This is a genomic window from Aromatoleum evansii (assembly GCF_045689615.1).
Taxonomy (GTDB): Bacteria; Pseudomonadota; Gammaproteobacteria; order Burkholderiales; family Rhodocyclaceae; genus Aromatoleum; species Aromatoleum evansii.
In genome coordinates this window covers 1,780,961-1,795,194 of the sequence record NZ_CP141259.1, presented here as the reverse complement: position 1 = coordinate 1,795,194, position 14,234 = coordinate 1,780,961, and the positions used below count along the sequence as shown (strand labels likewise).

The window sequence follows — 14,234 nt, the reverse complement described above, 5'->3', positions numbered from 1 at the left end:
TGTTGTCTGAGCGACCCGCCCATGCGGGTTGCCTCGTCTCGTCAGATCCCTCGCAGCCGGCGTATGCCGGCGCAGTGTCCAGGCGTTGCGCACCTGGCCTCGCTCCGCTTTCCCGATCGGTGTCCCCTGCCTCCGCGTCCCGCGCCCGGCTATGACACGTCGAAAAGCCGACAACCACGGCCGAGACACTCTCGGCCACCGGCAACCGAGACACGGAGAGAAACCATGCACACGACACACAATCCCCCGGAATCCCCGCATCGGTGGAATCGACGACGCAGTGCCCCGCCCGGGCGTAGGGTCCATCAGGCCACCGACGCGACGACTCGCTCGCACCTTCGTATCGGGCGAGACCTCAGACGCGCCCTCGAGCATCAGGAGTTCGTCCTTCACTACCAGCCCGAGATCGACACCGGCACCGGCCGCATGGTGGCGGCCGAGGCACTGATCCGCTGGCGGCACCCGCAGCGTGGCATGATTGGCCCCAACACCTTCATCCCCGTCGCGGAACACGTGGGCCTGATTGGCCGCATCGGGCAATGGGTGCTCGAGACCGCGTGTGCGCAGCTTCACGCGTGGCGCGACGCCGGCCATGATCTGCGGGTCGCAATCAACTTCTCGGTCGAGCAATTGCGCCGGCATGACATCGCCGACACCGTCGAGCACACGCTCGAACGATTCGATCTCCGGCCGGATGACCTGGTCGTCGAGATCACCGAAAGCATCTGCATGCACGCCCATGACCGCGCGCGGGAAAGTCTCGCCCGCCTCGCTCGGCTGGGTGTACGACTGGCAATCGACGACTTCGGCACCGGCTACTCGTCGCTCAGCTACCTCAAACGCATGCCGGTCCGCATCCTGAAGATCGACCGAAGCTTCGTCGTCGATCTCGCCGACGCCGCCGATGCGACCATCGTGCGAAACATCATTTCACTCGCGCATGAACTGGATCTGACGGTCATTGTGGAAGGCGTCGAGACGGCAGCTCAACATGAACTCCTGCGCGTCATGGGCTGCGACGTGGTTCAGGGCTACCTGGTTGGCAAAGGTCTGCCACCGGCCCTGTTTCACGACGCTTTCCTCGCACCGACCGACGGCACGCGATCGTAGGGCAGGAGCGGAGCTGAATGGACATGTCGACCGACAACCTGGCGCTGCGCGCCGGTCATTCCGATGCGGCTTCGCAATGCCGCAGGAGATGACATGCGCGGTCATCGACACAGCCATCCGCTCCAAGTCGGTCTCGAACTAGCCGGGCATGCCCTTTGGTCGCTATACAATCTGATCGACTCCCAATAAACGGAAATCACCCGACAACCATGACCAACCTCTCCATCTACACCATCCCCCAGCTCAAGCAACTCACCGCCCGGATCGAGAAGGAGATCGCCAAGCGCGAGTCCGTGACCAAATCCGATCTGCTGAAGAAGCTGACGAAGCTCGCGAAGGAAAGCGGCCTCTCCCTTGACGACGTGCTCGGAAACGCCACTCCGGCTCCGGCGAAAGCTCGGAAGGTTTCCCCCAAGGGGACAGCTACGCGCAAAGAGCCTTTGCCAATCAAATATCGGCACCCAAGCAACCGCGATCTCGCTTGGTCCGGACGCGGACGCCGGCCGCAGTGGGTCGAAGCTTGGTTGGCGCAAGGGGGTGCAATGAGCGCGCTGGAGATCGCCGCGCAAAAGATGGAAAAGCGGAGCATGAAGCAGGCGACGGAAGCGCAGCCGGTAGTGCAGGAACCGCCGGCAGAGGTAGCGGCTGGCTAAGCCGCTTTGGGGGTGTCGGGGAGTTCGAAGCGTCCGCACATTCCGCCACCCCAATTGGCCCGGCGCATTGGCCCGGCGCACCAGGTCATCACAGACCATCCGTCCGAAGCCGCTTCGTCGTAGAACGAGTGGAAGGTTCCCGCGCAGAGCACGCATCCAGAGCGGAGCCCGAACGAGTCTTGCTCGGCCAATGCCGACTTTGGGCCTCTCGCCCGTGTCGGGCGGCAATGCGTCAGTCTCCTGCCGTTCACCTGCGGGGATCATGGAACTGGGTCCGGAAGCCGCGAGGGGGTTGATCATCACATGATCCTGTTTGATACAGGGAGAGGGTCGAGCTCTCTCCCTCTCTATGTCGCCTACCCATACTCCGGCGCCGTTGCGTCTCGTTTTACACAGGCGTTCCCGATCGCGACCTTGTCAGTCCGCAAACATTCGTTCTGGTGCGAGAACGGATTCACATCGCTGCCGTGCGGAGCCCCCCATTCCTATATAGAACTTCAGCCTGGGCTGGACGGCGGCGGGTCATCCCAGTCCTGTAACCTGGATGGGATGTGGATTGACGATTCTACTCATCTACGAGAGGACTTTCGCGCACTGAAGGCGCACTGGCTCCTCACCGGACAGCCGCAAGAACGCATCCCCGTTTCCCGCAAGACTTTCGGCCCCTGTTGCGTCCATGATGACCCGGCTATCGGTCGAACTTCGCACGCGTAGAGCTAACTGTGCGCCGAGGTTCGAGCGGGTCGTGGTGCTAATGACCTCAGCAGATGGCTTTTGAGTTGCGACTATCGCGTGTATACCGCACGCACGAGCCTTCTGAGCAATTCGCTGCAGTAATGCCTCAATCGCCTTCTTATCGTCCTTGTCGGCCGTGAGGTCCGCGAATTCGTCGAGGACTACCACGATCCATTTAAACTGTTCCGCCGGTCCAACGATCTCGTTGAATTCTGCGATGTCCCGTATACGGATGTTGTGCTCACGACTCAGTTCCTTCATTGCTCGATACCGCGCATCCATTTCCTCACACGTCCGCCGCAACATCTCGATCGCGTCCTCAGCGTCCATGCCCGGGGCCTCGACGAGATGGTCGAATTTTTCGAATTGTGCGAATTCGTTTCCCTTCGGATCGACGATGCGCAGCTCAAGTTTCGAAGCTGGGTAATGCCCAACCAGCCCTAGGAGCAGAGTCTCTAGCGCTACCGACTTACCCCCGCCGGTCATTCCACCGATCAGCAGATGAGGCGAACGGCTCGACGAGAAGTCGATTCCGACCGGTTCGTCGCGGACGTCGTATCCGAGCGGCGCATAGAGCTTGTCCGAGGGCCATCGCGTTCGCCCCCAAAGCTCCGCCGCGTCAACGTAATAGCGCTCATGCTCGCGCTTCGGAATCTCGATTACGACCGCGCCTCGGTCCACGTAGATCCTAGGCACCTGGCCGGCATCCAGATGCAGGTGGTACTGCAGGTCCTCAGCAAGTGACGACACGTGCTGAGGCCTATAGGCCGACCCAAGTTTCACTCTGAGCAAGAAGAATCCAGGCCCCTCAAGTGCAGCGTCGTCGCTCGACTCCGGCGAAACCTCGACATTGCGAGCATAAAGCGCGCGCACGAGATCGTCCATGCGCTTGATCGCCGCCTCCGAACGCCCTCCCCGCTCAGGCCGTGGCACCGGCGGCACCGGCGGAGCCGGCTCGACATGGTCACGATCGAGGGAATCAGACTCGACCGGCCCAGGCGGATTCATTTCCACATGCTCCTGCATGGCGCATGTTTCCGCGCGTGGTGACAGTGGAAACTGAGGCTCGTCGGACAGTCGGATCAAATGATGCTTCGCTTCGTCGAGGGTCAGGCGCATCCAGCGATGTCCGTTCGGCGTTACCGCGTCCTCCGTCTCGTGCCCGTCGACCATGGACACGAGCACTCCTTTGACGGATTCGACCACGATCTCGCCTTGACGCAATGCGGCACGCAACTTGTCCCCGAGGGTCGCGCGACGTCCGTCATCGGTGACGATGTGCGTCGCAGCCGGTATGGCGTCAGCAGCCATTGACGTCTGCTCGATGGCCCGCCAAATGAGGCGGCGCCACATCGGGACATCCGCGCATCCAGGAAGCCCGTCTTCCGCGCCACCGAGCGCAGCCCTGAGTAGCTGAATCGAGCGGTCGAGTTGCCGGTCCGCCCTGCCGACGGCCACCTCGGTCCTCATTTTCGCCTCGACAACGTCAACAAGCAGATGAAGGATCCTTCCGTCAAACCACCCGCGGATACGTGCCAAGTCCGCGCGAAGCGCTTGATGTCCTCCTGACCACTCGGGATGCTCGTCCAAACTCAACCAGGTTTGGAAGCCATATGGGCCCACCATCGCTGGCTCCTTCTGCTCGATTCGGGCACGTGCCAAGACCAACCCGACCATTTCGGCGGCGGTGCGGCCTAGCCCGAGCGAACGCAGGACGATGCCGGGAACGAGGAGACGTGCCCGATCATAGATCGTGCGGGCCAACGGTGATGTGTCGGGCAGCATGGTGTGAGGAATCTGTTGCCGCAGCCGTCGGGCGATACGCGACTCGACGAACCGCCGCCCGGACTTCGAACTCACCACTAGTCGATAGGCGCCGTTCGCTCCGACACCGGTCTTCACCCGAATGACGTCGGGTCCGTTCTCGAGCGCCTCGATCTGCTCGCGGCCGACGAAGGCGTCCACGGTAAGCACCCAGTGCGCGCATGTATGAAGCGCATCGAAGAAGCCGCGATTCTTGTCGAGTGAAACCTGAATGGTCACGTGGTCTACGTCGTGCTCGCTCGGGGATTCGCTGACGGGTGATCCACGGAACTGACGCGTCGTGATCGTCGACCATGCTTCCAGCAAGTCGTCTCGCCCGGCTGGCAAGAGGACTCGTGAAACGGCCGCGCTCGGTGCGTCACCAGATCCAACGGCTTCCAAGCGCGTCGGTTCATCGAGAAGCGGATCGAAAGTCCCTGTGTCGAGACGTCCATCTCGGGTACTGTCGTGTGTGCGGGTGCTGGCACCGAACAAGTTCGGAACTACGGCCAGGTCCACGTAGGCTCCGATCCCCGACAAGTCTGGAAGTGAGCGTTCGGGATTCTCCCAAGGCTGGACCGAAACTTGGATCGGAGGCCTGTCCGAGTAAGCGCGATGATCCGCGTCGTCGAAGTCTTGGAGAACTTCCTCGACGTTGCGGATTTCGCACGGATCGACGCACAAGGTCAGTTTCAATGACGTTCCTTTGACGTTGATCCGCTTGAACACGTTCTTGACCAGCCGGTGAAGACTTCTGGCGCCGTGCCGCCGGACGATGTAGAGCAGGTGCAGCCCGTCGGCCTTATGCGGATACGCATCGAGGTACCGCCCGATGGTTTCCGCTACGTCGTCGATCGCGCCGTCGTCGAGATCGGCCAACCAATCGCGTCGCTCGCCACGTTCGTCCTTCAGTGGAGCAAGAACTTCGTGCCAGTCTTGCTCGCGAATCGCCACGCAAAGCTGCTCGTCGACGACCGCCACCGGCGGCTGGCCCTGGGGCGAGGCGGCCAGCAGCTGGCTGAAGAAAAGATCCGGATTGACGGGATTGGTCAGCAGCTCGGACCGCAACGCCTTCAGGATCAGGTCCTGCAGTCGGCGCAGATATGCTGCGATCCACCGGAGCCGGATCGGATGGGTCGCGAGCATGACGGCGGTGCCGTTTCCTCGGTAGAGATCCGCCCCCAACACCGCCGTGACCTCGGCACGCGGCGCCCCGGTCGGAACGTGATCGTTGCGCAACGTGGCGAGCACTTGGTGGTACCGGGCGGCGTACTCATCGATCAGGTCGGGTGACAGGCCCCTCTCGGCGATCTCAGCGAGGGCGCCGCGTCGCATACGCCGCCATGTCTCGACGACCGCGCCTCGCCCCTCGTCCGAAGCACATTCCCCGACCATCGGAGCGCGCTGCGTCGCACTCGTCAGCCAGGTGTCTAGGCTGACCTCCACGCCAGGCTTCCAACTGGTCACGTCAGGCCGCGACGTGAGACGCCACAGTGCGACCAGACCAGGCGTTTCACGAGGATTCCAGTCGATTCGTTGCTCACGGCCGCTGGCGTCCGACCAGCGCAAGCGGAGTTCGAGCGTGTCGAACGCTCCATCGAGGTCGAAATCATCGTCCTCCGCGCTGTCGGTCCTTTCGAAGCCTTTCAGCAGCTCGGTCCCCGCGAGCTCGGGTGCGAGCGACAGCGAAACCCTTTCGCCTTGAAGTTCGTCCGTGATCTGTCTCAACGCCGGCTCGAACAGCCAGGCGAACAGACCTCTCGAATGTCGCGCCGTCTCGGAAAGTTTGCGGGGCTCGACGATCAACTCGACGTTCGAGGTGGGACGAGACTCCAAGAGCGCTACGCGCTCGCTGACCATCTCAGCCACCACGCGAAGGATCTCCGCCAATGGTGCTCTCGTCGACAGCGCACGGGGATTCGCCATCCGCTCGATGGCGACGACTTGTTTGTCCGTCAGCAGCCGCACCAGCGGCGGGAGTTCGTCACGGGGAGGAAGCGCGTCGAGCAATTTCTGCGCGTCGTCGGCGTTTCCCGCATCGATCCCGGTCGCGACCCCGAGGTCGTCGTATTCCTGGACACGGTCACTCGCGATCGCCTCGAGATGTTCGCGGATGCGGTTGCCGATACCGGCCTTTTCCCCATTGGGCTCGACGATCCGTAACCAATGCCGGAACTGGACGTTTCGTTGCTCGCGTCCACCGTTCGCACCCAACAGACGCTCAAGGGCTTCGCGGATCAGCTCCTGGTTCGCCTCGGGTCTTCCGAAGGAATCCAATAACTCCACGAGACCCACTCGATCTTGCAGCACGTCGCGCCATCGGTCGTCCGCCTCGTAGAGTAGACGATGACTGTCCGATCGATTTCGCCGGAGCCGCCGCATCCTGTCCGTTCGCGCGAGCGTCGCGAGGCTTTCGTCCGGAAACAGATCGATCTCCGGCAACGAGGCACCGACCGCTGACCACACTTGTTCGGCGCCCAACGGACCCGCTTCGAGCCGTCTGCACACGGCGAGCACGAAGCTGACCCATTTTCGAACGGGCACGGACTCGTCGCCATCGGCTCGAACTGCGGCGTGGACCTCTTCCAAAACGTCGATGACGAGCCCCGGAGGATCATCGCCCATACCGAGCTGAACGAGATGTTCCCTCGCGTCCGGCCCGGCGATCAACGACGTGTCGGAAATGGGGTGCACCTTTTGCCACGACTGTTTGTCCGTGAAGTCGTCTCCGACGATCAAGATCACACTGACGCCGCGTAGATTTCGCAGCGTCGTTGGCGACACGTCTTCCCGCGGCACCATCTCGCCGGATTCCAGTCCTGGCCAAGGCGATTTCACCGTGACGGCGATTCGTACATCAGAGATATGAGCCGGTGGCCGCCAACGCCTTAGCGACTGAACCAGCGCAGTGATCTCGGCTGGTTCCAGGCAGGTTACCCGGAGCATCGGGCTCGATTCGTCACCTTGGAAACGTTCTTCGATCCGCCTCTGGGCGAGTCGCGCCATCGCCGTGGTCAGATCGTTCATTCTTGTACCCCCACCATGCGCGTCGAGTCTGAATACGCTCTCAGAAGACCCACTTCATCCAATCGGCCCGCAAGTTCCTCGCCGTTGGTCTGAAGGTGCCTGCCGTCGAGATCGACCGCGGCGAATCGGGCCGCACTTTCGCGATCGCAGATGATCCGGAGCTGCTCGCCCAATATCTCACCGGTGAATTGTTCCAGTGGCATCGGCTCGTCGACGAGTGCATGCACCACAGCTTGAAGAAACTGAGGGCGAAGTTCGAAATGGCGGTGCCCAGTGTGGGCGTTCATCGCTCCGACCGCATACAGCGTCGTGGTGTAGAACGTCCTCGGGCCGGTCCACCAAGACGAGTTTCCTTTGCACAACTCAGGAAGCCCCATTTGCCTGGCGGCCCTCAACAAGCTCTCCTTGATCGTGGCGGTTGCCTCCCCCAGGTGCTTGCGTGCGATGGCCCGCACGGGGCTCGACCTGTGTCCTGCATCGAAGACGATTGGTGCCGACTCATCCGTTCCGATTCTGCGCCGGGCCATCGCGAGTTGATGCTGCGCCACGCACCAAGGAACCCAGTGCATCAAGCCGTCTATTCGATCGAATTCTGACGAATGTGGCCGATGTAGGATTCGGTGTACTCCCGATCGCAAAAGGTGCATCCACCTCGTGGATCGGTCGCGTGTCGGGTCGCTCCCATCCTCCTGTAGCGACTGAAGGCTCTTCTCCTCCACTTCGTCGCGGAACGCGACGGCCATCGCGTCTTCCAGTGACGACGGACAACGTGATCCTGCGCAAGGGGCTTCGTCGTTCTTCGCGAGGACCGTCAATAGCTTGCCGACAGCGGTTCCGCTGTCTCCCAACAATTGTCTGAACCGCGATCGGACGTCAGCTAGCCGTTTCTCGTCGGGATCGGTCCGCAATATCTTGTGTGCGAGCCCGCCGGCTCCTCGGAATTGGTACCTTTCGACCGAAACTTGGTTGCGTCGCTCGACGGCGTCGTAGTGAATCGCTTCCGCCGGGTACGGAAAGAAATGACGTAACTGCCACTTGTCGGGGGTACGCCTGCGGCCTGGCACGGCTATCTCGATGCCACGCAATAGCGCCTTGATCGCCTCGCGCGTGTCCGCTCCAGCGAAGATGCCTGGTCGCACGTCGTGGTCCGTGACGAGCAAGCGGCGTGCATGGTCGTGACTCGGCCGCAGATAGACGACCGGATCGGCCACGGGGAGGACTCTTACGGGCGAAGCGCCGAACGCCCCTTCGAGCCGCTCGAGTAACACTTCGCCGCGCACGATCGCCAGGAATTCGAGTGCCGAATAGAATCCGCGGCCCTGTTGATAGAGTGCGCCACCGAACGTGTTCTGAACCACGTCGCGCCCTCGCTCCGATCGGTTGATCATGCGTTCCTCTCAAGAAAAATCGTGTCGTCACGTTCGATGATCAACCGGCCTTCGCCACGCCCGACCAAGACTCTGATGTCGTCTCTCGGGTCGCGCCCCGATTCGGCCAGACGCGCCAGCGTGCGCAGTATTCGGCGTCGCTCAGCGGAGTGGAATTCGCGCATCACGATGCCGTTGCCGGCGTTCATCACGAACTCGAACGCCAAGAGATCGAGGGCGACGATCACCTTCTCCGTCTCACCGTTCTCGACGAGGACGAGCCGACGGTCAATCCACTCCACCGAATCCAGAATCGGAGGGGCGCCGCCCGCGTGGCGTCGCCGCCACCAGTTCGACTCGGTCATGAGATCCAAGTCTCTGATCCGAATGGAACGGGCGATGACAGCCGCGTGACTTCCCGAGCGCCCGAACGCGGGATCGACGAGATGGAAGCTACTCGTCGATTCGACGCCTATGGCCCCCTGAATCGTGTGCAATCCTCGGATGAGCGACCGAATGGCGTTGATGACGTCGCCGACGGCTGGCTCGCCCTGCAGGCTACGGAAGACGTGGTGATGGCGCAGGCCGAGGCGTTCTCCGTGATCGGTGTCCGATGGAGCTGTGAACCATGCCTCACGACGTGCACGGCGTACGATCTCTCGATGATGCTCCTCTTCATGCTGAAGATCGGCCTTGAGGTACACCTCCCTAGCGGCCTCACCGAACACGCCCGCCCCGAGCATGCCGATCTCCTCGAGCTGCTCGTGGATGCGATCGTCGATCGGCCTTAGCGCCACGAGGCCAGGATCGAGACGACGGAGGCGAAGCAGTAGCGGCAACGTCTCGGCATCGTCGTCGTTCAACGGCAGTTCGAAGAGCAGCGGGAGAATGCGACGCCCGTTCAGTTTGCCGAGCTCGTGGTTCCGATGGAGTCGTTCGACGTCGATGCAAGACAAGCGTCCGGTGACGAGGTAGGCGACGAATTCTAGGGTCTCACGGAAGGTCAGAACGTAGCCCCCTTCTTCTGCTAGGCGGACGAGTTCTCGTAGCGCTTTTCGGCGCGATGCATTTTCGGGCGAAGAGACGGATGATCGGGCAAGGTCGTTGCGATTCGCCAGGATCGGGCAATGTCCCGACGCGCGACAGCTCTTGCACACCTTCCATGCGGACTCGTGGTTGAGGAAATGATCAAGCGCGTGTTCGAAAAAACCGCCCTCCCCGGCGGTCGCGGCCTGGTGGTTTAGATTGAGCACGTGAATGTCCTCGCGCTCCGGGATGCAGGTTTCACCGCCGTCGAGCCCCCGCTCCAGCGCATCGGTCAGCACCTTCAAGTCGGCGGGATCTCGGCTGACCACGTCGCGTAGCCTACCTTCGTTCGCACAGACGATGACGTGAGCGTTCTGCTGTCGGATGAACTCCCGGAGTAGACTTGACGCCGCTTCGGGCGGATTGATTTCGGAAAGATCCTTGATGATCCGTATGGGCAAAGGTGACCCTTCGACGACCCAGTCCTCGGTCCCGGTCGGGTCGCCACAAAGACGTTTCATTACGTCCCCGTTCGCACCACCAGCTTCGAGCAAACGCCGGCACAGGTGAGTCTTTCCGTGCCCAGCGTTCCCGGTCAGCACCACGACGAGACGCTCACGCTCGGTCAGCAGGCGACGAACGTAACCGAGCGCTTTAGTTTCGTAAGCGAGTCGATCGGACGATTCTTGGCGTTCCTCGTACAGATGGTTGGCATCGGCGTCGAACGGGAGGTGACGACCCAGTTGTTTCACGCGCTCGAGTCGCCGGTACTGGAGGTCGCCCCCGGGGTCTCGCCGAGTCTCGATGCCCGGGAATTCCGGCTGTTCCCACGCGACTTGGCGTTCCAGCGCCGGGCTAGGAAGATGTGGCACGCGGTGAAGCACTACGTCGTTCTCCAGTGCGCTCCTGGCGCTCCACACCGGCTCGACCGATATGCCGCCCTCGCCTTCGAAGACGAGAAACGCGTAGGTCGCCGGATTGTTGGTCAATTGCTCCTCGAGTACTCGACGTGCCGTCTTGACCAGTTCCCGCGGAACTTGGATGACGAGAAAGTGCGGTCGCTGTCCGATGGCCTCGCCGATACGGTTATTCAAGTTCTTGAGGTCCGTGACCCGCTTGAGCATAGTTTCGTGACGGCCGTCCGAGCGAGCATTCAAAAACGCTTCCACATCGGTGCCCGCAGAACTGCCGGCCAGCGTCAGGATGCTCGCCCGTATCCGGTCAGCGTCGGATCGTTCAAGCGCTTCGAATCGACGATCGTTCAACGTCTCGACGCGGACATCGAGCTCGAATGGATTATCGGCGTCGCGCGTGAGAAAGATCGCGCCGCCCTCCCAGACCCCCGCTCGGCACACCGCCAGTACCGTTGGAACGAGCTTGAGTGCGCGTGTCTCAAGCGAACGAGCGAGCGCTTGGACCTTGACTTCCTCGTCGGCGAGCAGCACCAAGTATCGGATTGACGTCCGCGTCGCTTCCGAAACGCGGTTTCCGTAATTCTTGCTGGCGGCCAACGCCTTCACGCCGATTGCTTCAGGATCAACGCCCCAGTAAGGGGCAAGCATTCCGACCAAACGGTCGAACTTGTTCGAATGACTTCCCGAAAGGTCGACGCCGGCCAGGGCAGTGTTGAGGATCTGCTCGAACTTCGTCTTACCCATCGTTCGTCTACCTGAAGTCGTCGACGCGCGAAGAACTTCAACTCGCGGTCGAAATGGAGAAAACCGAAGATTGCTTGCGACAGGCCGACATGTCAAACGCGTGCAGATCCGTCGTCTTCGGCCTGGTCGGGGCAGCAACGAACCGAAGACCGCATAGAGGGGGTCGATCGAGCCGATTCCAAGCTCGCCCCAGGGATCGCCGTGGGGACTGGGCACGAATTGCCGCACTCGTTCCTATTCACCTCGACGACCGTTCAGCGCTCCAACCACGAGTTGGTCACGGGCCTCGAGTTCCGAAGCACTGCGTGCTACCATTCCATGGATGTCAGGATTGCTGGAGAAAGTAATGAGCCGCTCGCTGGAAGTAACCGCTATCTTCGGCGGTATCGGCGGCCTGGAATTGGGGCTTCACCGGAGCGGGCATCGCACCACGCTCTTCTGCGAATGTGATCGGGAAGCGACCGCGGTCCTGAGACGGCATTTCGAGGGAGTCCCAATCGTCTCCGACATCAACTGTATTGAAGAAGTACTCGGTTGCGTCTCCCCCTCGTCCAATTTGCTGACCGCCGGCTTCCCGTGCACTGACCTCTCACAGGCGGGAAGAACTCAGGGTTTTGCCGGCGGCCGCTCAAGCCTGATACGGAAGACCATCGCGCTTCTTGAGCAACGTCGCTTCGCGCACGTCCTGATCGAGAACGTGCCGAACTGGCGGCATCTGCATCGAGGCGAGTACATGAGCGAGGTACTTTCAGAGCTCGAACGCCTGAAATATCGGTGGGCGTATCGAACGATCGACGCACTCGCCTTCGGCCTTCCTCAGCGTCGGCGGCGGATCTTCGTGTACGCGACGGCTCTGGAGGGGGGCGGGGATCCTCGCGACGTCTTGTTCCATGGAAACTTCCCGGCAGAAAAATCACTGCACGGATTGCATGAAGCAGCCCATGGATTCTATTGGACGGAGGGGAACCGCGGCCTGGGCTGGGGCGAAGACTGTGTACCGACCCTCAAGGGTGGATCGACTATCAGCATTCCTTCTCCACCAGCGATCTTGATGCCCGACCTATCAGTCATCACTCCCCATCTCCAGGATGCCGAGCGGCTTCAGGGTTTTCCTGCCGGATGGACCGATGCGGACTCACAGATCCAGGTTCAAGGCACACAACAGTTCAATCAGCGGCGGCGATGGGTATTGGTCGGTAACGCGGTCAACGTCGAGGTTTCGACTTGGATCGGAGAGCGACTCGCCAATCTCATGCCTTACGAGGGGGACCGTGGAACTCCGTTGATTCCTGGCGACCCGTGGCCTGAGGCAGCTTGGTACGATGGTTCCACACGCTATGCGGCATCGATCGGCACGAGGCCGGTCGACCGGCCACGCCAGCGGCTCGCAAACTTCTTGCACCATCCCGGCACTCCGCTTTCGCTACGAGCCACCGACGGTTTTTATAGGCGGATCGACAAGAGCAGGCTGCGCCTCAAGGACGGTTTCAAGGATGCTATCAAGGTGCACCTTGAGAAAATGCGCGGGGCGGCAATCGTTTCTCTTCCTGCGACTCCGAAAGCCCCCGAATCAGCGGTATTGAGCCTCAGTACTTCCTGACGTCGGCATTAGATATCGTGGTCGCAACAGGCAAAGCCTGTGGCCGGCCTCCTGATTCGTAGGTTGCCCGGCAGGCTGCGCCGAGCTACATGCTGAGACATGAAGTCTACGGCTTCTATCTTCCGAAGCAACCGAGGTGCGTCCGACACATCGACCGAGACCGGCGCGGCGCGACAGGGCACCTAATCGGGCGTCGTCCGGCCTTGTATCTCGATGATCGCACGAGCATCGTGACAGGACCGCGCCTATCTGGCCATCGGCACTTCAGAGTGCGCCATTAGCTAGTCCTCGATTCGCCCGCGCCGGTAAGGCGCCTCATCAGGCGTAGAAGATCGGGCGGAGCATGTTCGACTCCGAATCGTGCCATCCGATAGACTTCACACTCCCACACGACGACCACTTCAAATTCGAGCCTGCGAAGCGCTTCCACCTTGGCCGCATCTCTTCGGCGGTTGCTCTCGATTTTCGCGGCCCAGAACTCGGCGTTCCGCTTGGGCATCGTCGCCCGCTTGCACCCAGGGTGCCCGTGCCAATAGCAGCCGTGGACGAAAATTGCCCAGCGATTTGTCCGATTGACTATGTCGGGTGATCCCGGCAGACGATCGTCGTTGCATCGGTAACGCAAGCCTAGCGACCACATCAGCCTACGGAGCAAAATCTCTGGCCGAGTGTGACGGCGTCGAATTCCCTTCATCCGCATGGACGTCGAAGGATCGGTCAACAGCGCGCATCTCACCATCAAGAACGTTCCTTGCAGAGAAACTGGCCTCACCATGTTCGGTCGGTTCGCTGGCCTCGCGGGACAGACGACAAAGCCTCCCAAGACTGTCAGAAGTGCCGGGCACATTTTCCCAACGGCTCGTACTAACGAATACAGCTTGGGAATCCGATGTTAACCAACCAGCCCCTGCGGGTGTAGCAACTCAGGCACTGAGCGCAAGTGTTTGGAGGACACGGGGGAGGGGTAGAGGGCGTCAATCAGCATGGCCGGTCGTGTTGCCAAGATGATTGTCGCGCCCCATAGGGGCGTTCGGCGACGGACGTGCGAGTGGCCGCTTTGCACTCCACCGCATTGCAGAGACCTCGGTGCCGACGTCGATGGCGGCGAATGTGAGTCAGGTCGCCCCCTCGTCGACGGCGCGGGTCATTCACTCGATGCTGCCGAGCCCGCACGCAATGAAGCCTGTATCGATTGCTCCTGTTCGGCCTGAGCCGACCTTGAGCCTGCGGTCTGATTCGGTTGGCAATGCGGCAG

7 protein-coding genes are annotated in these 14,234 nt (G+C 61.4%); 3 read left to right on the top strand and 4 right to left on the bottom strand.

Annotated elements, in window-relative coordinates; all coding sequences use genetic code 11:
• Positions 1-225: 225 nt before the first annotated feature.
• On the top strand, positions 226-1,110 hold the full coding sequence (locus U5817_RS08180; protein ID WP_407280350.1) for a putative bifunctional diguanylate cyclase/phosphodiesterase: 885 nt from the start codon (positions 226-228) through the stop codon (positions 1,108-1,110).
• 209 nt (positions 1,111-1,319) lie between these two features.
• Complete coding sequence (locus tag U5817_RS08175) at positions 1,320-1,763, top strand: H-NS family nucleoid-associated regulatory protein (protein WP_407280349.1); 444 nt, start codon at positions 1,320-1,322, stop codon at positions 1,761-1,763.
• A 573-nt stretch (positions 1,764-2,336) separates the two neighbouring features.
• Here U5817_RS08175 and U5817_RS08170 read toward each other — a convergent pair.
• The 3 genes from U5817_RS08170 to U5817_RS08160 are packed head-to-tail and all read right to left on the bottom strand — an operon-like array spanning position 2,337 to position 11,379.
• Entirely contained in the window at positions 2,337-7,328 is a 4,992-nt protein-coding gene (locus U5817_RS08170; RefSeq protein ID WP_407280348.1) for an FtsK/SpoIIIE domain-containing protein, read from the bottom strand.
• Positions 7,325-8,716: a hypothetical protein gene (locus U5817_RS08165; RefSeq protein ID WP_407280347.1), complete on the bottom strand. Its 1,392-nt coding sequence runs from the start codon at positions 8,714-8,716 to the stop codon at positions 7,325-7,327. The genes U5817_RS08170 and U5817_RS08165 overlap by 4 nt, the downstream gene beginning before the upstream one ends.
• A complete protein-coding gene (locus U5817_RS08160; protein ID WP_407280346.1) occupies positions 8,713-11,379 on the bottom strand; it encodes a hypothetical protein in 2,667 nt (888 codons plus the stop codon). Before U5817_RS08160 ends, U5817_RS08165 begins: the two co-directional genes overlap by 4 nt.
• 346 nt (positions 11,380-11,725) lie before the next feature.
• Between U5817_RS08160 and U5817_RS08155 the strand changes: the two genes are divergently transcribed.
• Positions 11,726-12,979: a DNA cytosine methyltransferase gene (locus tag U5817_RS08155; protein WP_407280345.1), complete on the top strand. Its 1,254-nt coding sequence runs from the start codon at positions 11,726-11,728 to the stop codon at positions 12,977-12,979.
• A gap of 277 nt (positions 12,980-13,256) precedes the next feature.
• Here U5817_RS08155 and U5817_RS08150 read toward each other — a convergent pair whose 3' ends face one another.
• Positions 13,257-13,673, bottom strand: a complete 417-nt coding sequence (locus U5817_RS08150) for a very short patch repair endonuclease (RefSeq protein ID WP_407281037.1) — start codon at positions 13,671-13,673, stop codon at positions 13,257-13,259.
• Positions 13,674-14,234 lie beyond the last annotated feature (561 nt).

Bases quoted from the DNA above. Each gene is read 5' to 3' on its own strand.
- U5817_RS08180 (WP_407280350.1), top strand. From the start codon at position 226: ATGCACACGACACACAATCCCCCGGAATCCCCGCATCGGTGGAATCGA.
- U5817_RS08175 (WP_407280349.1), top strand. From the start codon at position 1,320: ATGACCAACCTCTCCATCTACACCATCCCCCAGCTCAAGCAACTCACC.
- U5817_RS08170 (WP_407280348.1), bottom strand. From the start codon at position 7,328: ATGAACGATCTGACCACGGCGATGGCGCGACTCGCCCAGAGGCGGATC.
- U5817_RS08165 (WP_407280347.1), bottom strand. From the start codon at position 8,716: ATGATCAACCGATCGGAGCGAGGGCGCGACGTGGTTCAGAACACGTTC.
- U5817_RS08160 (WP_407280346.1), bottom strand. From the start codon at position 11,379: ATGGGTAAGACGAAGTTCGAGCAGATCCTCAACACTGCCCTGGCCGGC.
- U5817_RS08155 (WP_407280345.1), top strand. From the start codon at position 11,726: ATGAGCCGCTCGCTGGAAGTAACCGCTATCTTCGGCGGTATCGGCGGC.
- U5817_RS08150 (WP_407281037.1), bottom strand. From the start codon at position 13,673: ATGAAGGGAATTCGACGCCGTCACACTCGGCCAGAGATTTTGCTCCGT.